Below are 21,508 nucleotides of genomic sequence, written 5' to 3' on the forward strand. Positions count from 1 at the left end.
ATGGGCAACGTGCTTGCCCAAGTGGGGCAACGTGCTTGCCCATCATGGGCAACGTGCTTGCCCCTGTTGGGCAGATTTGCTGTAAGGCGTCTGCCCAATAAGCTAATGTTGTAACACCCATATTCCTGTTTTCAGGATTTTGCCAACGCATACAATTCCTGTCGTCTGAATTCCTTTCATCTGATAATTCTTTTCATCTGACAATTCTCTTTTCATCAGCAAACCATCCAGACAATAGGCTGACAATTGCCTGGTAGTCAACTGTCTGATTGCCAGAATATTACGACAAAAAACCAGACAATCTGACAGTTTTTCAGAAATTCTCGTTTTACTAAGAATCAGCGATATGGGCAACTTTTGCTCATATCGACCAACTTAAATTAATTCCGCCAACGGGTAAGAATGGTATTTTTAAAAGAAAACTCTAATGTGTTCAGAATCATTTAAAGAGCTAATGCAAAGCACAAAATTGGCTCAGTTCACAAAAATGGAATTGCCATCAGCCGCAACAGGATTTGTGCCATTTGAAATGGCACAAATAATGCCTAAAGAATTTGTGCCAACAGAATTGGCACAAATTCCAAGTGTTCTCTTTTTTACAGGTTGGAGTAATCATCAACTCATCTTGAACCGCTGCAAAACTAATGAAGAGAGACTTTTCTATTTATTCAAAGAAAGAGCTGTTAGGATACAAGCAGTTGGAACGAGCTATAAAGACGGACGCTATGGCATCTATTTTAAGAGCTAAAGATATTCAATCAGAGGCTCTGCACACCACTTATGCAAAGTCACCCGCCCTTTTCAAAGATACTGCATACATCTGTTCGGCTATTTTCGGTCGTTTTAAGTCGTTATTTCGGTCGTTTTTGGCTATTTTCGGTCATACTTGCGGTCGTTCTTGCAGTCATTGCGGTCGTTCTCGGCTATTTTCGGTCGTTCTTTACAAGTGATTCTTCAGATAAAATTGTAATGACATTTTATCTGAAGAGTCACTTGTTTATATCATCTGCCACGTCGCATCCGATACTTCGCAGGTCGCATCATCGCAGCCGATACTGCAATGCACCTGCGCCACCAATGATCATCGTCTTCATCCTTGTCACGTCCCCAACCAGAGCCAGGCGAGCCATCACCGCCACATGATTCTGCATAGGTTGTAGCCTCACTGATATAGCCAAGAGAAAGAAGCATGGCGCAGTTGATTATTGAGTTGCTATTGGTTGTTTGCAAACGTGTAACCTCAGATATTAAGTCATACCTGTATTCCGAAATGGAACGATGCCGGGCTTTTGTAACGGCAATGTCAACCAATACTTGCGGTCGTTTTGCTTTCGGTATGCCCGGCATCTATCATTGTCCGGCTTCTCTGCAAGCTTTGCCGTTGATGTCGAAATTGAATCCGGTCTCCTGGTGACATATTGTAATCTGCTCACAGAAAGTCAAATTCCTGTACTCCGGGTGGCTGACAAGCCATTCCTCCAAGAATTCGTTTTCTTTTTCCAATGCTCTGTCAAAGTTTGACTCCCTGTCGTTTTCTATCCTGTTGAGATATGGTTCCATTTGTTCCTCATTGCCGTAGGCACTTGTCGGAATCATTATTCCACCGAAATTCACATTGTCGTCTTGCTTCTTTATGAAACCGTCGCTATTTAGGGTTACGTGGAATATCGCTTGTACATACTCCTGATCGAGCATTGTCATTCCAAACATCTCAGAAGACTTTATAGTACCTGAGTTCGGGATAAGCGACAGTCGTTTTTCTTGCTATGCCAGATTTCCGATAGGTGCATATTACATTTGCCCTCCAAACAATATGGATGGCAAAATGCAAGGATTGTAAAGTCCAAATGAAGTTTACTTTATAACAGCAAGCTGTCCGTCAACATTCTCTATGCAATAGTCAATGTTGATGGATGGCTTCTTTTCAAAGAAGCTATACGCAGCCAAAACAGAAAGGACATTCATTACGAAATTGAACACGCTACGATGTCTTGAATGTACAAGTTGTGCAACATTCTTAAGTTCGTCATTGATGGTTTCTATGACAGATCTTTTACGCAACAGAATCTTGTCATACAATGGCATAAGCTTGTTTTTCATATTGCATTTCAAGCCAGTGACAATTTCTATACCGTCGTTAAACAATCTCTCAAACAAGCCATGCGAAATATATCCTTTGTCTGCGAATAATTTTCCGAACACATTATCACTCAATCTGTTAAAAACATCTGTATTTCTATCGTCAACATTCGCTTTCGTAAGCATAAAGTTAAGCAGTTCACCTCTCTCATTGCATATCAGGTGTAACTTGAAACCGAAATACCATCCCATGGTGCTTTTGCCTCTTTCTGCATAACCACGGAACACCTTATTCCTTGTTATACGCTTGTTGTGGCATACAGGAATGCATGTACTGTCAATGAAACTTATACCCGTGCATCTACCAAAGCAAAACAGTTGGAGGAACAGCATCATCTCAACCGCGACTCTGGACTCGAGTTCAACAAAGCGGTTATATGAGAGCTGCTTTGGGAACAAGTCGTGCAGGTGCACCTTGACATAAAAGAGGTAATAATGCTTGAAGTTGCGGAAAGTATTGAAATGAAAGCAGATGAGTATTGTCATGATTTCCGACCGGCTCATAGTACATTTCCGATTGCGGTGCTTACGCCCGTCAGGCTCACAAATGGACATGCGGGCAATCTCTTTATCATATTCTTGGCAAAAATCATCGATAATACAGAAAATTTCAGTAATTTTGTCCTTGGTAATCTCCATAACTATAGTATCCTTTTACTTTATAACTAATTGATTTACAACCATAAAGGTACTAAAAATTATTGAGATTACCAACTTTTATAAAGACTTTCTTATCCCGAACTCAGGTTTATAGTGATGTTCAGGTCGCCATTATCAGCCTTTTCGATTTTATTGTCAAAGGAATTGAAAATCACGGAAGGCTGTTTGAAGAAGAAAATCTTGTTTCTGACATAATCATCCTTATTGCTGGTCATCAGGATATATTTGTCTTTATAGCACTCCACTGTCATTTCCTCTTCATTATTGTAACCGATGTCCTTGAAAGTAGTGCTGTCTACGACGTGGATGCTTGTCGCTTTCGGTTCACTCTTTGTGCTATATATAGAAAAAGTGTCGCTGCCTTGAGCGTCTGAGAGACCGATTTCCTGTTCTTTCACGTCAGCGAGCTTTATTACCAGCGCCTCTTCTCCCAGCGTGTCCACGCCGATAGTCTGTTGTTTAGCATCGGCAAACACGATATAGTGTTCTTTGCCGGTAGGGTCATCGGATTTGTTAAGGATGATTTTGCCCTCCTTCTTGTATTGTTCCACTTTCTCGTTGACTAACTCTTGATAACTCTTGCTACATGAACAAAGCGTCAGTAATGCAGCCAATAATAGGATTGGTAGTTTTTTCATAATTCCGATAGTTATTTTGTTATACTTGCTTTATAACATTCACACTTTCTGTCGTCAAAATTAGTAAATATTGACATATCAGTCAAGTCAATAATAGTTCATTATTATAAAAAGTGGAGGGCAGAACCGAAATATTCATAAAAATTGTTTACCTTTACGCTTTAAAAAACGAAAAGCAAGAAAAAGAAGGGCTCGTTTCTGTTTTGATGCGTGATGCCCTTATAGAAGAAAAGAACTAAGAATGGTGAATTACATAGATACTTCTACACTGAAACATATCATCATGTCGGCTTGTGCCGTGATGTTGTGCGCCTGCTCGTCAGAGAACGGAGTCGACGACGTTCCTGTCACGCCGCCACCGCCACCCGAACCGGTGGAGCAGTTGCCGATACGCATCAGCAGCATGCCGGAGGCACGTGCCTTAGACAATGCCTTCGAGACGGGCGACAGGATAGGCGTGTTTGTGGTAAACCGCAATGCCGACGGTTCTGCGGTCGGACTGAAGACCCAAGGCAACTATATAGACAACAGCATGTATACCTTTCATGGCACTTGGACCTCAGCGGTGCAGGAATACTGGAAAGACGACATTACGCATGCCGACTTCTATATGTATTATCCATACACCGCCACGATAGCGAGTGTTGAGGCTCTGCCGTGGAGCGTGAAGACAGACCAAAGTGCAGGGGCGGACTACAAGGCAAGCGAACTGCTCATCGGCAAGACCCTTGATGTGGCGCCGAGCGAAGAAGCCGTGAACATCGGAGCCAAGCACATGATGGCGCAGGTCGTCATCACTCTGGCTGCCGGCAAGGGATTTACCGCCGCCTCGTTGGCGAAAGCAAATGTCAGCGTAAGGATAAACGATGTGAAGACGCAGGCCGCCGCCAATATAGCTTCAGGCATCGTGACAGCCACCGGCGACAAGAGCTATGTCATACCGATGAAAGACAACGACGGATACAAGGCGCTCGTAGTGCCGCAGACCCTGGACGACGGCTACTTGATAACGGTGACGGTGGACGGTACGGATTACCACCTGCCGAAGGACCCTAAGCTAAAAGCCTTGGAGCAGGGACACAGCTACCAGCTGACAGTGACATTGGGCAAGACAAACAGCGGCATAAATGCCAGCATCGTGAAATGGCAGGACGACGGCATCGACTATGGAGGAGTTGCTGAACCGGAATAGAAAAAGACAAATATGAAAAAGATAAGCAAGAACATCATCTTCTATATCATCACCATAGTGGCGGCAACGCTCAGCAGCTGCAGCGACAGCCTCTTTGAGGACGGTGGGCAGAACGATGGCGCCAATATCAGACTGGCGGCAGACATCGAGCAGCTCTCAGTGATGAGAGTGAACGACAGCGGCTTCTGCGACGGCGACATGATGGGCGTGTATGTGGTGGACCACGAGGGCGGCAAGCCCGGCACCTTGAAACCGAGCGGCAACCGTGGCGACAACGTGCGCTACACCTTCGACGAGTCCGCAAACAAGTGGACCGGTGCCTACGATCTGTATTGGAAAGACAAGCATACGCCAATAGACGTATATGGATATTATCCGTTTGCCGCTCCCGAGAGCATCGACGACTATCAGTTTGAAGTGCAGAAAGACCAGAGCAAACCTTCTGCCGATGGCGAGATGGGCGGTTACGAGGCAAGCGACTTCCTTTGGGGAAAGGTGGCCGATGTGGCTCCTACCACCAGTGTGATACGCCTGCCATTGTCACACCGCATGTCGAACGCCCGTGTCACACTGGTACAAGGTTCGGGCTTCACCGCCGAGGAATGGGCAAACACGGAGAAGATAGTGCTCGTGCCAAATGTGGCACGCAAGGCAAGCATCAACCTTGCCGACGGCACTGTTAGCGTGGCGGGCGATGTGGAGAATACAGCCACGATACCGTCGCGCACCGGCAACGAGTGGCGCGCCATCGTGGTGCCGCAGACCGTATCCGCCGGAACGACGCTCTTCAGCATCACCATCGGCGGAACGCCATTCAAATTCTCCAAGCCAGCTGCCTTTGAATACAAGGCGGGCTATATGATGAACTTCAGTATCAAGGTGGACAAGCAGGAAGTCAGCGGCCAGTATAAGCTGACGCTTGTGTCGGCGAGCATCAGCGAATGGGAAAGCGACCTCGTAAGCCACAACGCCACGGCAAAGGAATATATCGTGGTGAATTCCACTCCCGGCAAACTGAAAGACGCCATCGCAGCCATTGGCAAGGACTATGAAAAAGTGAAGAACCTGAAGATTACCGGCGAGATAAACTCCGAGGACTTCTACTTCATGCGCGACCACATGCCGAGACTCTCAGCCCTGAATCTGAAAGAAGTGCGCATCAAGGCTTCTTGCAAACCAGGTGAGGGCGAAGAAGGATATGACGACCAGATACCGGGTAGTGCTTTCTATTCGGGAGAAGGAGACGGAAACGAATCGCTCAACCGTATTATTTTGCCAGACCACTTGAGGGCTATCGGTGGCAATGCTTTCTATGATTGCAGATATCTTACAGGTTCACTTGTCATACCAGAGGGCGTGACGGAAATCAGACGCGGTGCTTTCAATGGTTGCATCGGACTGAACGGTACGCTTTCTCTTCCATCTACCTTAAAGAAACTCGGCAATAACTGGAACAGCGATTCCGCTGATGAGAGTACTGACTATTATGGTGGAGTGTTCCAAGGTTGCTACAATCTGACAGGAAACCTCGTATTGCCCAACAATCTTGAATTGATCAGAGGCTATTGTTTCTCAGGATGCTCTGGGCTTTACGGAGAACTACGACTGCCCGAGAAGCTGAAACATCTCGGAGTCTGTGCTTTTCAAGGATGCCACGGACTTACCGGTTCACTGACGATACCGCAAGGTATTTCAACAGTTCCTGCCGAAGCTTTCAATGAATGTGGCTTCAATGGTACGCTAACCCTGCATGATGGAACTACAAACATAGGCCGCACAGCTTTTAACAACTGTCACTTCAAGGGTGAATTGCGTCTACCCAGAAATCTGAAGGCAATCGCTGACCATGCCTTCTGCAACAATGATTTCTCCGGTGAACTGAAGTTGCCATCGGAAGTTACACATATTGGCAATTCCGCATTCGCCAACAACTGGCGCATCACAGGCATACTTAATCTCCCGGATGGTATTGAGAGCATCGGTGAAGATGCGTTCACAGGTTGCAAGATGCTTGAGGGTGTCATATTTCCTGAGTCTATGGAGACGATACGCCAGAGAGCATTCAACAACTGTTTCGGCATCGGTTCGATAGAATGCCGTGGCACTATGCCGCCCCGTATGGAAAGCGGTGCTTTTGATGGGGTTTCAAAGGAAAATTTCACCGTTGAGGTTCCGTCTTCCGCCGTAGCACATTATCAGGCGGCTCAGGGCTGGTGCGACTTCAAGCGCATCGCCGCCCACCACGAACTGACATGTAGCCCCTCTGTAGCTTGCGCCCTCAGTACGGAGCATAAGCAGACCATCACCGTCAATGCCGAGGGCGAATGGGAGGTGGCAAGCAAGCCAGACTGGTGTGAGGTGTCGCCAATGAGCGGCAACAAGAAGACTAATGTTACAATCACCATCAAGGCAACGGCGAAAAGCTCCGGCAGCAAGCGCGACGGAAAGGTGGTGTTCCGGTTGAAAGACAAGGACTACACCCACGAATGCAGCGTTTCGCAGTATGGCTACCAGTATGGCGAGGACGAATGGGTAACGCTGCAGAAGGCGACACGCGGCAACCGTGGTGGCATCAACATCGTACTGCTTGGCGACGGTTATGACGCCAACGAAATTGCCTCTGGCGAATATCTGAAAGTGATGAATCAGGAGATGGAATATTTCTTCGGTATAGAGCCATACAAAACCTACCGCCAGTATTTCAACGTCTACACCGCCATGCCGCTGTCTACGGAGTCGGGCATCGGTTCGGTGAATACCATCCGCTACAACCGTTTTGGCACCACCTTTACGGGAGGCTCCGGACTGAAAGCCGAATACGACGAGATATTCTCTTACGCCCTGGGAGCACCCACCGTTACGAAAGACAACCTCTGTCAGACTCTCATCATCGTAGTGCCCAACTCCACCGACTATGGCGGCATAACGCAGATGTGGGCAGACGGGTCGGCAATCTCCTTCTGTCCGCTCAGCACCTACGGCTATCCTCTCGACTCCCGTGGCGTGGTGCAGCATGAGGCAGGCGGTCATGGCTTCGGAAAACTCGGTGAGGAAGCCATCTGTCACAACGCCTTCATCGACGCTTGCGGATGCAGCTGCTGCGGCCACGTAGACGAACTGAACACCGCCAAGAGCTATGGATGGTATGACAACCTCTCGCTGTCGGGCAAGATACATGGAGTGGGGTGGAGCCATCTCATAAGCGACAGCCGCTACAGTGATATCGTTGACGTGTATGAAGGCGGTTTCATGCACTCCCGCGGTGTCTACCGTTCGGAGCAGAACTCATGTATGAACAACGACATACCATATTACAACACGATAAGCCGCGAGAGCATCGTGAAGAGGATAAAGCGATATGCCGGAGAGACATTCTCGTTTGAAGATTTCGTGAAGCACGACAAGCGTGACGTCGGTGTGGCGCAAAGTCCAGCCAGGGTTTCAGCATGGGGTAGGGCATCGCAGCGGTCTGCCACCACCTATCAGCACAGACCCGTGATACGCAGGGGCAGTCCGCTGCGTATGGCGAAGGTGAGAAGACACAGATAATGACCATTGGATACAATTTTGATTAGAAGATGAAGATACATACTATTATATATATGGCATTGGTGCTGACCGTAGCCGGGATGACATCGTGCAGCCAGGACATCCTGCCTACGGATGAGCCGACAGATACAGAAAACATGGAGATGAAGCTGGTGATGAGCCATCCCGCCCAGAAGGTGGATGCTGCGGCAACGGATTTTGAGGAAGGCGACAAGGTGGGCATCTTCGTGACACAGGCAGACAAGCCACTGCAGCTGGGTGGCAACGTGGTGAACAACGAGGCAATGACATTCAGCGGCAACGGGTGGACGGCAGCCAGAACACTGTATTGGGACGATGGCACATACAATGTGTATGCCTACTATCCATATATCAACAGTCTGAGCAGCATCGAAGACCAGCCGTTCAGCGTCAGTCTCGACCAGACCACGGAGAAGACAGCCACAGCCCCCGGTGGTTATGAGGCGAGCGACCTGCTCCATGCCTCATGTAAGGGCGTGGCGGCATCCGATGAACCGGTGAACCTCATCTTCAGACATATCATGAGCAAACTCACGATAAGGCTGATAAAAGGTGAGGACTTTGAGGGCGAGATGCCAGTAAACGCCACCGTATATGTGCATAACACCGTGCCGGAGGCAACGATAGACCTTCAGGCAGGGGTGGCAACACGCAATGCGAAGGCTGTAAGGCAGACTATCACTGCACATCACGACGGCGACTACCTGTATTCTGCCATCATCGTGCCGCAGCGCATAGAGAACCGCATGCCGCTCATCGAAGTCGTCATGCACAACATGAGTTATCTGTATGAAAGCAAGTTCCAGTTCAAACCCGGCATGGAGCATCTCGTGAACCTGATTATCCCCAACAATCCCGACAATATAAGAATAGAGATAGGAGGGGACATAAAGGAATGGCAATAAAACACCTTATACCGTAAATGAAGAAGACTATCAGCATATTGTCCGCCTTTGCCATCTTGCTCTGTCTGTGGCTCGCGGCGTTGTGGCTGCCTGCTCTCACTGATGAAGGCAAGCCACAGAGCGAGACGAGGTATGGCGTGAGCGAGGGACTGGAATTGGTGGAACAGACATTTGCCGGAAAGGAAAAGAAATATGTCGTTGAGGACGACAGGGGAAACGTGGTGTTTGCAGTGCCCCTGCGTGGCTGCATCATCGATACCCGCTATCGCGGCGGCAGGCTCCGTTTCAGAGAAGAGGGCTCCAGGCGCGAAGGGTATATCGACCGCCAGGGCATCGTGACCTTCTTTGACGAGGGTAAGGCGAGTATCCCGGAACAGGTTGCCACAGGAACTACGGCACGGTTTGCCACCTCCGACGAGGCTTCTGCCCGACAGGAGTATGGCGAGGCATCCGGATCCTTGTCCGGCGGAGGTGCTTCAAAGCCGTCGGGAGCAGGGCGGAGAAGCCTGTCTATATCACAAGTGCCACTGAAGACCATAGCGAAAGATCATGCGTTCTTCAAGGAGGCATCGAAGATATTGCAGGGCAAGTTGACGGAGCAGGATGCCAAGCGGCGCCACACGATACTCAACTACTGTGAGCATCTGCGCTCTGCATACACTACAAAAGACATTGATTTCCTGCGCCAGGTGTTCAGCGACAAGGCACTGATTATCGTGGGCAATGTGGTGAAGACAGCCACGACAGACGGCAAGTGTATAGCAGAACCACGGGTGAGCTACGCCATCCACTCCAAGCAGCAATATATGGCACGCCTCACCAAGGTGTTTGCCTCAAACAGTAAGATTGACGTGAAGTTCTCCGGTTTCCGCATCCTTCGCCATCCCACGATGGACGGCATCTATGGCGTAACGCTGCGGCAGCGCTACAGCAGCGACCGCTACAGCGACGACGGGTATCTGTTCCTGTTGTGGGACTTCACAGACAAGTCGATGCCCGTGATTCATGTCCGCACCTGGCAGCCGGCATCCACTGTTGCCGATGGTGCTGACGTGATAAGCATACAGGATTTCAATCTGCAGTGACAAATGCGTCAGCAGAAATCCAGGACTATGAATATCCTCCCCAAATGGTTTGCTTACCGGTTCGGGATAAAGAAGAATAATATAACGAGTTCACTATATATAATATATGAAAAGAACATCATCCTTTGGCAATGCCGGCAGACTGCTCTTTGTCGTCTGCTTATGGCTGCTTAGTGCAGGCAGTGCGCTCTCACAAGAATTCTCGGTGAGCAGTTTCCGTATCCTGCCCAACGACGTGAGTGCCTTTGTTAACAGCGTGCGCGACCTCAATGATGAGGCTTGTGCCCTGGTGAAGGTTGAGGCTCCGGCTGACTTTGCCTTTTCCACACCTTTGGGCATAGTGAAGCGCAAGGACGAGGTGGGCGAGATATGGCTTTATCTGCCGAAGGGAACCAAGATGATAACGCTGAAGCATCCGGATTGGGGCGTGCTTCGCGACTATAAGTTGGGGATGGCATTGGAGAGCCGCATGACCTATGAGATGAAACTGACTCTGCCGAAGCCCATCGTTACGGAGCGCCACGACACCATCGTGCAGGTGAGGACAGTAGTAGATACCGTCACCGTGGCCAAGACCAGACCCAGATTGCCCTTGTCCCTATATGCCCTTGCCACCGTCAGCGCCCACGACAACGGACTGTCGTATGGAGTCTTCTTTGCCATGATGCGTCGCCATGGATTCTTTGTTCATGCCAGCACCGATTTCGGTAGTATAGGCACCACTCGCGGCAGTTGCTCAAAAGACGGCAGCATAGGTGGAGCAGCAGAGAAACCATATTATTCCGGCAATACTGCCAAAAGCCATTACACCGTGACCGCCGGAGCAGTACACCGTCTGACCAGAAACCTGTCTCTCTTCGAGGGCATTGGATATGGTCGCAGTGCCGTGGCATGGCAGTTGGCAGAGAGCGAGGGCGGCGGATATATGCAGAACAACGGACTTACCCATAAGGGAGTGGCAGGCGAGGCTGGTGCGCTCCTGTCGTTCGGTCGCATCGCCGTGTCGGCATCTGCCGTCACCATTGCCGGGAAGCAATGGCAGGGAAGTCTTGGTGTGGGTATAAAACTATGGAGGGATAAGAATGAGAAATGACAAATGCATACCAATAATATGGCGTAACGCCCGTCATATATCCTTGTGGCGAATTGCCAGTCAGCAGCTGTCGGCTCTTTGTTGCATGCTGCTTGTCGCTTGCCTCTTCTCGTGTGCCAGCGACAAACCGGACAATCTGGAGCCGCACATCGCCACGCTGCCAGCCACAGAAATTACACGTACGGAAGCCACGCTTAATGGTTCTGCCATGGTAGAAGGCGAGACGGAGATGCCGCAGCTGTGTTTCAGATACGGCATGACGGAGGAGATGAGTCAAACGATACCAGCTGCCGGCGGCAACACCCCGTCGGCTACGGCACGAATCACAGGACTCATCCCTGCCACCACTTACTATTATATGCTTGAGGGCTACAACGGAAGGACGACAGTAAGGGGAAACACGATGACCTTCACCACGCTGCCCAACGAGAAGCCATCGGTGAGCGAGGCAAGCATCGTCAGCCACGGACCGATGAGCGTGATTGTCAGTTATGAGATAACCGACGATGGCGGAGAGACAATAACGGAGACCGGATGCCTGTATGCCCTTTCCTCTGCTGCCGATGACAGACAGAGAGTACAGCTCACAGACTGTCAGAAAGGCAAGGGACGGCAGACTCTCTTGATTTCCGACCTCAATCGTAATGCCACGTATCTGATATGGCCATACGCCAAGAGCCGGATGGGCGAAACCATAGGAACACCGATAACATTCACCACGGGTGATGCCGTAATGCTCGGCGAGGCAGGACAGCTGCGCTCGTTGTTGGGCAAGGGACTGTATACCTATACCAGACTCTCAATAGCGGGATCTTTGAATGGCGACGACCTGCGTTGTCTGAGAGAGATGATGGGCCGTGGACTTAATGATGCAGCGACGGCAGGCAGACTTTCTGATGCAGACCTGACGGACGCCAGGATAGTTGCAGGAGGCGACCCCTACGACGGTTCGAGATATGCCTCAGACAATGTCGTGGGACAAGGGTTGTTCGCCGGTTGTGAAAGTCTGGTGAAGATAGCCTTGCCTACTGGCACTACAACGATAGAGAAGGATGCCTTTGCCCGTTGCACAGCTCTCGAAGACATAAGCATACCGGCATCGGCAGCATCCGTATTGCCGTCAAGCGGCTGTTCGGCATTGCGGGGCATCAGTGTGTCGGGAGCCAACACCCATTATATCGGTAAGGACGGTGTGCTGCTCAATGCCGATGCCACACGCATCGTATGGTTCCCGATGGGCAAGAGCGGAAGCTATACATTGCCGCCTACTGTCACATCCATCGGCAACTACGCCTTCAGGGAGTGCAGCATAGAGATATTCACGTTTCCGGACAACATCACCACGCTTGGTACCGGCGTCTTCATTGACAGCAAGGTGAAGGAGGTGAAAATGCCGGGCGGTCTGCGCTTGGTGCCTACTGCAACCTTCCAGGGCTGCAAGCAGCTCCGTGTGGTGCGCCTTGGCAGCAAGACGGAGATGATTTCCGACTATGCCTTCTCCGACTGTCCGCTCACCGACATATATGTGGATGCCCAACTGCCGCCGGTATGCAATGCCAAGACTTTTGCAACCGAAGGAACGGGCATCTTTGGAACCTGCCGTGTGCATGTGCCCAAGGGAAGGGTGAACATCTACAAGGCGAGCGACGGTTGGAAATTATTCAAGAACATCATTACAGACTGATTATGACGACACCAGAAATAGAAGAACTGAAACTGCTCATTGAGGAGAAATACGGAAAGTCTCTGAGTACGACGACCGACTTTGAAGAGTTTTCACTGTATCTTAGAAAGAAGGCTGGAAAGAATATTTCGGCATCCACCATGAAGCGCCTGTACGGATATGTGGCTGACGACCACAAGCCGAGGATTTCCACTCTCGACCTGTTGGCGCAATACGCCGGACATGCCGACTACAAGGCTTTCGTGTTTTGGCTGAAGAGCAGCACGAAATACAACTCCTCTTTCTTCATGGCAGACCAGCTGACGAGCGGAGAACTGACCGTAGGCATGGAGATAATGATAGGGTGGAGCCCCAACCGACTGATAACTCTGCGTTATATGGGAAACAGCATATATGAGGTGGTGGCATCGGCAAACAGCAAACTGCTTAGTGGCGACCGCTTCTGCACGGGATGTTTCATCAAGGGACAGCCGCTGCTGCTGCCGTATATAGACAGGAATGGCGAACATACCATGCCTTTCGTGGCTGGCCGCAACGGCGGACTCACCGTATTGAAGCTGAAAAAATAAACAGGCTGATTGCCGATATGGGATTATTACATTATGCAAGACGATTCAAAACAAATAACCGACGCTGCAGGTTCTCTGGACTGCGACTACACATCAGGCTTCACCGAGTCGATAGACAAGGAGATGGCTGCCGACCCTATGCCTGAAGAGAAGGGATTTGGCAACATCCAGGAGTGTTATGTTTCAAATTCCGGACCTACACGCCTGTTTGCAGCCACGAGGTATGGCAAACGCTACATGCTGAAATGTCTGAAAGAGGATTTCCTCCTCACTCCCATATATCAGCAGGCGATAGTGAAAGAGTTTGAAATCGGTCTGCAACTCGAACATCCGTACATCTGCCGCACCTTTGCCATGGAGCGCTTTGCCGGCATGGGCTATACCATTGTGATGGAACAGGTGGACGGCGACACGCTGCAGACGCTGATAGATGAAAAGAGACTCTCCTCAGAACTTGCCTTCAGAATAGTGTCGCAGATGATGGACGCATTGGATTATATGCACAGCAAGCAGATTGTACACCGCGACATAAAACCGGCGAACATCATGGTGACACACATGGGGAAGAACGTGAAGATAATAGACTTCGGACTTTCCGACAGCGACCTCTTCGGAGTGTTGAAGATGCCGGCAGGCACTTACAGATACCTTGCCCCGGAGCAGCTTCTGGAGGGTGCCGTAGCCGAACCCGGGGCTGACATATATTCTCTCGGTATGGTGATGGAGGATATGGCAGTGGCTGCGGGCAGCAAGAAACTGCGCAGGATGTCGCGGATATGCACCGTGAAGGATGCCTCGCAGCGTCCCGACAGTATAGAAGCCTTGCGCAATCGCTTCATGAGGAGTCAACGTGACCTCCGCATCATCTCCTTCCTCATTGCCCTCGTGGCAGCGCTTGTCTGCATACTCGCAGTATCGCTCTTCATCCGCAGCCAAGATGCTGATAAAGAGAATGACACTGTAAGTCAGCCAAGCGGCTGCAAGGCTAACCGCCAGGATGACAACAGTGTCATCGACTATAATCTATGGGACAGGTGATGAGGATTACCCCAAATCATTCATCAGGGCGTTAGGCGTTTATTCCCCGTTGAGACACTCTCCCGTTTCGTAGCTCTTCGTCATGTCTTTCAATATTGCAATCATCTTCTGCCGCAGGTTTTCCGGCTTCAATACCATGATGTTGCGTCCGTGCCACAGCAGTTCCTGCAGGAAGTCGCGGGTGGGGCGCACACGGAGCGTGTATTCACGATACGCACCGTCGGCATACTCGCCGACCTTCTCCTGACTGTCGTGCAGCGGCACCTCCTCTATATAGTTGTATTCGGGGTAGAATACACGTATGCGGACTTTCTCTATCGGTTCCTCCTCCATACGCATGATGCCGAAACAACCGTCGAAGTAGTTTTCGGGGTTGAGCTGCCGCTTTATCTTTGCCGGCAGAGGATGTTTCTTGCATACTGTCTCCATGAAGGTGATGCGGTCGAACGGCAGACAGCGCACCTCTTCTTTCTCGTTCACTCCAATGACATACCAGCGCTGCTTGAATAACCTCACGAAAGCAGGCAACAAGGCAAAGTCCTTCTCCACGCCGAATGGCGTGGCGTAGTGGAATTTTATCAGATACTGCTTGTCTATAGCAGAGAGTATGTCTTCGAGGTATTCGGAGTTGTGGGGTGGTGACTCGAGCATCACCTTGTTGTGGTATTGCAGCATGTCGTGCAGCGATGCCAGTCGCAAGGCACTGAGCATCCACTCCGTTATCTCGTCACACTCCACGGGGTCTTTCTTCAAGTAATAGCGATAGCCGTCAGCCTTGCCGCCACATTCCACCATGATGCCAAGCTGCGACTCTATACACTTGCGGTAGCGGTGGAACGTGCGCAGCGGCAGCTCCTCCCTGTAAACATTAGCCGTAGCATCCATCCAGGCATCGGCAATCTCAGCAAATGTCATAGGCTGGCGACTAAGCTGCGTTATCAGCCAGCTATAGAATTTCACTCTGTTGTCCATATCGTCTCCTTTATCCCAAGAATTCCGTTATCACCCTGTGCCAGTAGTCCCACGAATAGCCCACCGACGGATGGTTCACAGCCATCACCTTCACCCGTCTGCCGCTTGCCAGGGTATAAGTTCCTGTTGCCACGCGATAGCCATCCACGATGATGTCCCTGCCATCGGTCCAGCGCTCGCCGGGAAGCTTGTCCCACAGGCGGTTGCCCCATGCGATGAGATATTCTGGCTGGTATTTTTCCATCATGCAGAACAGTGCCTCGCCGGCTTGGCGGTATTGCGCAGAAGTACCAGCCTCACGCGGACCTCCCATTGCCACTTGCAGATAGTTGTAGAACACCACCGACTGCCATATCCTCTGTCTCAATGTCTGATCGGTCTCCCTGCCCACGAGCGAGCGCTCGAACTTCAGCAGCGTCTGCATCCATCTCTGCCGCTCCACTCTGTCGTCGAGATATTGCTTCACTACACCATTGGTGAACTCCATACACTCCCGATGACGAAGGCAGTCGCCGCAGTCGGCGCAGCCCTCATCACAGTAGTGGCTCTCGCCAAGCACCATTATGCGCTTGCCGAAGAGTCCTCCGTCGGCGTATGACGAGCCGACGAAGGGACGAAAGAATAATCCGTCGTTCATATATTATTGTTTTTCAGTGTTGTTCATTTTTTCATCCAATGTCTTCCAGATCTCCTTATAGATGTATTTGTTAGAACTGAAAAACAAACCGGAAGAAGGTCGGGTGTGCCAACTGCCGCATTCAGGGCATTTTACCGGGGCGGTGAACGCCGTGGCGCAATACTCACAGTCCATTCCCTTGAATTTATGTCCGCAGTCATCGCAGACAAATTTTGTCATTCCTCTAAACATAAGCTATTCCTTTCGTGTTTGGACTATAGCCCCCAATCGCCCCGTCTGCTTGTGGATATTGCATTCCTGATGACCGATTCTGGTTTGGCAGGACAAAGGTATTGATAAGTTGTGACCCCTACAAGTCCATAATGGTTCATGGATTGCAGATACACTTCAATTTCTCTGTCTTCCCTATAGTCGTCATGTTATTATTTTTGTTTTACGGTTGCAAAGATACTACGAAGCTGTGCCAAATAGTGGCATGGCAGATAAAAAAAGAAACTTTGTTCCCGAATTTATCTTGTATAAAAGATAAAACCACACCACTGGAAAATGGTCGCCAATCATTGAAAAATGGGCACGGTGCTTGCCCATGTTGGGCACGGTGCTTGCCCCAAGTGGGTAACGTGCTTGCCCCGGTTGGGCACGATTTGTACCCGTTTTGTGGATATTTAGAATGGTTAGAAGAGCCGGCTGGCCACCCATATTGCAGCCCTTACTACCAAGTAAATCAACAAACATACAATGGCTATAAGCACTGCCGTGGCAAATGCTTTCTTTCGCACTTTGTTGATTATCTCCTTATCATCCTCGATATAGCCCGTAATCAGCTTCAAGTTATCAACATACGAACGCTTGAATATATCAAACACATTACCGATAACCGGTATGGCTCCAAGCATGACATCTATCAGGATGTTGTATATGACAGCCAAGGTCAGCGGAATAGACTTCACTACACAGAGGCTATAGTATATGAACGGGAAGGCAAGCAAACTTGATATCGTGTCTCCGACACCTCCCGGAATCAGTCCGATGAGTGGATCAAGATAGTATTTATCCATATACTTTGCCGTTTTCACCATCATGCGGTAAGACGAGCGGTTCATCATCTGCTCGCGTTTTGCCTGCTTCTTTTCCACTCGCTCTTGCTCCTTGGCAAGAGCCGCATTGCGTTTGAGGTCTTCTCTCTCGAAATTCATTCCCAGATCACTCTGGGCTTGTTGTCTTCTTGAACTTTCCATTATAATTCGATTTGTTTGTTTCCGTTCATAAAATCAGTGAAGTCTTCCATGCTCAGTGAGTATCCGCTGAGGTCAGACAGCATCTCCATAGCCTGTCTGCGTTCCTCCTCGTTGTCTGCCAGATTGATACGCGTGAAGATCTTGCGCAGGTAAGCGCTCTTGTCATCAATCTTGTCCAGATACCCCTTGAAAGTCTTCGTGTATTCTCTCAACTGTTCGTCGTATGCGGCAGCCGCAATCCTTCCGTTCAGCTGCTGGAGCTTGAGTCTCGCCACACTGTCAAACAGGGCGATGCCTTGCTGCAACGTCTTTTCAGCCTTTGCCTCCACCATATCCAGCTCCTCTTCGGTATATGCCGGTGTCTTGGCTTTTTGCTGAGGTTGGGTGCCTTGCAGTTTCTTGTTGTTCTCGCCGGCCAGCTCCGCAACATCATCAAGCAGACGGTTTGTCATGCGTCGGTCTACATGCAGATTGTCTGCCAATACATTCGTAAACTCCGTCAGGTTCTCCTCGATGTCAGCCGGCATCTTGGTGGTTTCCTTGAAGTCAGAAATCTCCACAGTGCGGAGCAGTTTGTCGTCGAGTTTGCTCTCGGCAATCTCCCGTCCCAGCTTCAGCATCGCCACCACATCTCTGAGATACTTCAGAGTCTTGATCTTCAGGTTGTCGGAGCTGACAATCCTGCTCCTTATATCTCTCGACACGGCATCCAGCCTTCCTGACAGTCTTGAATGCTCGCTCTTCACCATATCCACCGCTTCCTGATGCGACAGGAGCTCCTCCTTGTCGAGCTTCAGGTCCACCAGCATGTTGTCATACTCCCTGATAAGCGGAGCGCAAGCGGCATCCCATTCAGAATAATTGCGGTAGTAGTTGCGGTTGGCGTTGCCGAATGTCAGCAAGTTCACCAGAAAGAAAGGCTTCGACGGTTTGCGGCTTTTGGCTTTCTGATAGCTTGGCCGTTTGGATTCCAGCATGGTGGTGAGTTCTGCTACCATCGATTTATAGACATCGATGTTCTGCAGATGGTCGTTCATCTCCACTTCGATGGATTTTATTTGCCTGAGCAAAGCCTGACGCTCCTCCTCGAGCGGCCTCACGTTGGCGTCTCCATACAGCGTGTCTGTCATCGACTTGAAATCGGAATCCATCAATCTGGATGCAAAACGCAGATATACATTCGCCTTCGGTATCACGATATCGTTGAGCGTCTTGTATATCACGAGCAGTCGTGACATGTCAGCCTTTATGCGAGTGGCGTCGTGCTTCACGCTGGTCTGCATCACCTGCAGGTCGCCGCGCAGCTGGTTGGTCTCTTCGCTCGCAACCATATAGTGGTTGAGCATTCCAAGTCCAGCCATGGCGAGTCCCAGTGTCTTGTTGCTGTTTGCAGTAGATTTGTAAGCGTTCATGGATTCTTGCAGCGAGGTGCGGAAACTCTCTGAAATCCTGGAAATCAGAAAGCCGCATTTCTCCTGAATCCTGTTGTATTCCAACTCAATTTCCTTGAGCATATTGTCCACATCAAGCCATTCAATCCGGTTGAAGTCGAACAGTTCTGGCGACACCATCTTGATAGAGTCGCCATAGATGTCGATGAGTCTCATGGCGTATTCACGGTAAGTGGCTTCAATGTCGCTGCGCAGCGAAGTGAAGTCGCTGATGTTGTCGCGCACGTTGTCTTCGGCATATCTGTAAGCCTCTACCAGCTTCGTGTATCTGTCGAATATGGCAGACGCCTTGCTCCTCACCTCTTTGGCTCCACTCGTGCCGGTCAGCACATCTGTCATTTTTGATGCCCCCTGAACCATGGCAGTCTCAAGGTTTTGCAACACCATGTGCTGCAACGTGTCAAAAGAGTTTGCCGTAACCTGCAGTTCGTTCTCTGCAATCGCCAGGGCATCGTCCATACGTCTCTGTTCAAGACAGTTGTTCAACTTGTAGTCAGCAACGAGTGTAGTGCGTGAATTGTTGGTCACGAAAGCGATGCTGATGTTACTGTCGTTTTTGTAGAAGCTATAGGCTCCAAATACCAGGCTTTCCACTTCAGAAGAGTCGCTCTTTACGCCATACTTCTTCAGCTCAAATGCCAAGTCTGCCCTCAGAAAAGTCTTGTTGTCTCTGCACAGCTCGTCGGCAATCGACTTTATCACTTTGTAGATTTCTTGATTTCCCATATCTGTTTAGATTTAGACCATTTACCCCAATAACGGTCATTGTGCCCTCTGATGTAGTGTCTTGTAACTACTTGTCCTACTGACCGGTTCTGGCTTTCGAAAGACAAAGGTATTGATAAGTTGCGAACTCTACAAGTCCATAATGGTTCAATGGTTGCAACCGACTTCCTTATTCTTCATCTTTCGTATAGTCGTTATATTATTATTGTACTTTACGGGTGCAAAGTTACTGCGTCGCTATGCCAAATAGTGACATTGCTGGAAAAATAATTACCCCATGTTTCGAATGTTTATGATATGTTGTCGGTAGACGAATAGACAAGTAAACGAGCCGATATGCATTATTTGTCGGAATTGAGCAAGAAAGGTATGGATTATTTGTCGGAATTGAGCAAAAACAGTAGGGATTATTTGTCGGAATAAAGCAAAATCTTTATCTTTGTGCTTGATAATCAAGTACTTTTCGTTATGCAGGAATATATTCAGAGAAACATAGACGTAGAACTGTTGGAATGGAAGAATAATCCGATGAGGAAACCACTTCTGCTTAGAGGTGCCCGACAAGTAGGTAAATCGTCGGCAGTAAGACATTTTGGAAAAGAATTCAAGTATTTCGCTGAGGTAAACTTTGAACGTCACAAAGCCGTCAAGACATTTTTCCAGGGAGATATAGACATACGCTTGATTGCGCAAAAGATAGCAAAATATATCAATGTCCCAATAGAAGAGGGCGAAACTCTTCTGTTTCTTGACGAGATACAGGAGTGTCCGGAAGCCATCATGGCATTGCGCTTTTTCAAAGAAGACTACCCAGGGTTGCATGTCATTGCGGCTGGTTCCCTTCTGGAGTTCACGCTTCAAGAACTACCTACTTATGGCGTGGGACGCATACACACTTTGTTTATGTATCCTATGACGTTTGATGAGTTTCTGAAAGCGAATGATGAAAATGGACTGATAGACATGAAAGGGCAAGCTGACAGCCGACACCCTTTGGATGATGCTTTTCATGAAAAACTCGTAGAATATTTCCGTATATACCTTTTGGTTGGCGGAATGCCTGAGGCTGTGCTGGCATGGATCAAGACTCACGATTTCAACCAATGCAGCCGTGTTCAAGAGGATATTATTCTGACATACGATGACGACTTCAGCAAATACAAGAAAAGGGTCTCTCCCGATTTGCTGAGAACGACAATGCGTGGCATCTGCCATCAGCCAGGAGAGAAGATTACATTCAAACAAATCTCCGCAGACTACAGAAGTTCACAAATCAGAGAGGCTGTCCGGCTGCTGACGCTTGCCGGACTAACCACTCCTGTCGTCGCCACCTCTGGAACTGGTATTCCGCTTGATGCAGAGGCGAACGAAAAAAACATGAAGATTCTGTTTCTTGATTCGGGACTCCTTCTTACGGTTTTGCAGCTTGAAGGAAATCTTGCGCAGCATCTTATAGAGCAGATCATGACTGGCAATCCTCAAGAACTTGTCAACAAAGGTGGTTTGGTCGAGATGGTGGCTGGTCTTGAAATCTTGCGAAATAAACCATGCGTGCAGCGACAACGGATGTTCTATTGGGAGAAAAGTGGGAATAGCATTGCTGAAATAGACTATCTCGATATCTTTAATCTCAAAGTCACCCCGATAGAGATAAAGTCTGGCACGCAGGGTGGCATGAAGAGTCTATGGCTATTCATGAGAGAGAAACATCTTACAGAGGCAATCCGCTGCTCATTCGAGAATTTCGGAGAATTCTGCTACACCGACTCTCAAGCTGACAATGCCGTGCGTCATATAACCATCGTTCCGCTATATGCATTGGAGAATCTGCAGAAGATGAAATATGGGAAGGTGTGGCTGCAAGAAACATTTTCAAACAAAAATATGTAAGTTGACAAGGATTATTCGTAC

Annotated in this window: 19 protein-coding genes; 10 read left to right on the forward strand and 9 right to left on the reverse strand. The window is 49.2% G+C overall.

Annotated features, from left to right (window positions below):
• Nucleotides 1–427 precede the first annotated feature (427 nt).
• A complete protein-coding gene (locus tag CCC32_RS02105; RefSeq protein WP_197069022.1) occupies nt 428–748 on the forward strand; it encodes a hypothetical protein in 321 nt (106 codons plus the stop codon).
• 254 nt (nt 749–1,002) lie between these two features.
• On the opposite strand, the gene CCC32_RS02110 is transcribed toward CCC32_RS02105, so the two are convergent.
• The 4 genes from CCC32_RS02110 to CCC32_RS02125 all read right to left on the reverse strand — a co-directional run bounded on the left by CCC32_RS02110 (nt 1,003) and on the right by CCC32_RS02125 (nt 3,437).
• The gene (locus CCC32_RS02110; protein WP_287071960.1) at nt 1,003–1,191 is read right to left on the reverse strand and encodes a hypothetical protein; all 189 of its coding nucleotides are present in this window, start codon (nt 1,189–1,191) and stop codon (nt 1,003–1,005) included.
• A gap of 159 nt (nt 1,192–1,350) precedes the next feature.
• Nucleotides 1,351–1,710 (reverse strand): hypothetical protein, encoded by a 360-nt coding sequence (locus tag CCC32_RS02115; RefSeq protein WP_287071962.1) that lies wholly within the window; start codon nt 1,708–1,710, stop codon nt 1,351–1,353.
• A gap of 144 nt (nt 1,711–1,854) precedes the next feature.
• Nucleotides 1,855–2,778, reverse strand: coding sequence for an IS982 family transposase (locus tag CCC32_RS02120; protein ID WP_287071600.1), 924 nt, complete (start codon nt 2,776–2,778; stop codon nt 1,855–1,857).
• Between the two features lie 92 nt (nt 2,779–2,870).
• Nucleotides 2,871–3,437 carry a hypothetical protein gene (locus tag CCC32_RS02125; protein ID WP_287071964.1) on the reverse strand — a complete coding sequence of 189 codons (567 nt, stop codon included), beginning with the start codon at nt 3,435–3,437 and terminating at the stop codon, nt 2,871–2,873.
• A gap of 241 nt (nt 3,438–3,678) precedes the next feature.
• Here CCC32_RS02125 and CCC32_RS02130 point away from each other — a divergent pair, with 241 nt between their 5' ends.
• The 8 genes from CCC32_RS02130 (at nt 3,679) to CCC32_RS02165 (ending at nt 14,573) form a co-directional block, all read left to right on the forward strand.
• A complete protein-coding gene (locus tag CCC32_RS02130; RefSeq protein ID WP_287071966.1) occupies nt 3,679–4,629 on the forward strand; it encodes a fimbrillin family protein in 951 nt (316 codons plus the stop codon).
• 12 nt (nt 4,630–4,641) lie between these two features.
• Nucleotides 4,642–8,178 carry a leucine-rich repeat protein gene (locus CCC32_RS02135; RefSeq protein ID WP_287071968.1) on the forward strand — a complete coding sequence of 1,179 codons (3,537 nt, stop codon included), beginning with the start codon at nt 4,642–4,644 and terminating at the stop codon, nt 8,176–8,178.
• A gap of 29 nt (nt 8,179–8,207) precedes the next feature.
• Complete coding sequence (locus CCC32_RS02140; RefSeq protein WP_042519580.1) at nt 8,208–9,104, forward strand: fimbrillin family protein; 897 nt, start codon at nt 8,208–8,210, stop codon at nt 9,102–9,104.
• Nucleotides 9,105–9,121: 17 nt separating this feature from the next.
• Nucleotides 9,122–10,189, forward strand: a complete 1,068-nt coding sequence (locus tag CCC32_RS02145) for a L,D-transpeptidase Cds6 family protein (protein WP_052485524.1) — start codon at nt 9,122–9,124, stop codon at nt 10,187–10,189.
• A gap of 106 nt (nt 10,190–10,295) precedes the next feature.
• Nucleotides 10,296–11,282: a hypothetical protein gene (locus tag CCC32_RS02150; RefSeq protein ID WP_287071971.1), complete on the forward strand. Its 987-nt coding sequence runs from the start codon at nt 10,296–10,298 to the stop codon at nt 11,280–11,282.
• The gene (locus tag CCC32_RS02155) at nt 11,272–12,966 is read left to right on the forward strand and encodes a leucine-rich repeat domain-containing protein (protein WP_287071973.1); all 1,695 of its coding nucleotides are present in this window, start codon (nt 11,272–11,274) and stop codon (nt 12,964–12,966) included. The genes CCC32_RS02150 and CCC32_RS02155 overlap by 11 nt, the downstream gene beginning before the upstream one ends.
• 2 nt (nt 12,967–12,968) lie before the next feature.
• A complete protein-coding gene (locus CCC32_RS02160) occupies nt 12,969–13,535 on the forward strand; it encodes a hypothetical protein (protein ID WP_044065803.1) in 567 nt (188 codons plus the stop codon).
• A gap of 33 nt (nt 13,536–13,568) precedes the next feature.
• Nucleotides 13,569–14,573 (forward strand): serine/threonine protein kinase, encoded by a 1,005-nt coding sequence (locus tag CCC32_RS02165; protein ID WP_287071975.1) that lies wholly within the window; start codon nt 13,569–13,571, stop codon nt 14,571–14,573.
• Between the two features lie 39 nt (nt 14,574–14,612).
• Here CCC32_RS02165 and CCC32_RS02170 read toward each other — a convergent pair whose 3' ends face one another.
• The 5 genes from CCC32_RS02170 to CCC32_RS02190 form a co-directional block, all read right to left on the reverse strand.
• Nucleotides 14,613–15,545 (reverse strand): helix-turn-helix transcriptional regulator, encoded by a 933-nt coding sequence (locus tag CCC32_RS02170; RefSeq protein WP_287071977.1) that lies wholly within the window; start codon nt 15,543–15,545, stop codon nt 14,613–14,615.
• A gap of 10 nt (nt 15,546–15,555) precedes the next feature.
• Complete coding sequence (locus CCC32_RS02175; protein ID WP_044065806.1) at nt 15,556–16,182, reverse strand: hypothetical protein; 627 nt, start codon at nt 16,180–16,182, stop codon at nt 15,556–15,558.
• A gap of 3 nt (nt 16,183–16,185) precedes the next feature.
• Entirely contained in the window at nt 16,186–16,413 is a 228-nt protein-coding gene (locus CCC32_RS02180; RefSeq protein WP_287071979.1) for a hypothetical protein, read from the reverse strand.
• Nucleotides 16,414–16,856: 443 nt separating this feature from the next.
• Complete coding sequence (locus tag CCC32_RS02185) at nt 16,857–17,420, reverse strand: DUF4112 domain-containing protein (RefSeq protein WP_052484572.1); 564 nt, start codon at nt 17,418–17,420, stop codon at nt 16,857–16,859.
• Entirely contained in the window at nt 17,420–19,597 is a 2,178-nt protein-coding gene (locus CCC32_RS02190) for a hypothetical protein (protein WP_287071983.1), read from the reverse strand. Before CCC32_RS02190 ends, CCC32_RS02185 begins: the two co-directional genes overlap by 1 nt.
• Before the next feature lie 468 nt (nt 19,598–20,065).
• On the opposite strand from CCC32_RS02190, the gene CCC32_RS02195 reads away from it, so the two are divergent.
• Nucleotides 20,066–21,487 carry an ATP-binding protein gene (locus CCC32_RS02195; RefSeq protein WP_287071985.1) on the forward strand — a complete coding sequence of 474 codons (1,422 nt, stop codon included), beginning with the start codon at nt 20,066–20,068 and terminating at the stop codon, nt 21,485–21,487.
• Nucleotides 21,488–21,508 lie beyond the last annotated feature (21 nt).

Source organism: Prevotella sp. LMAG:51 (genome assembly GCF_008680225.1).
Taxonomy (GTDB): Bacteria; Bacteroidota; Bacteroidia; order Bacteroidales; family Bacteroidaceae; genus Prevotella; species Prevotella pectinovora.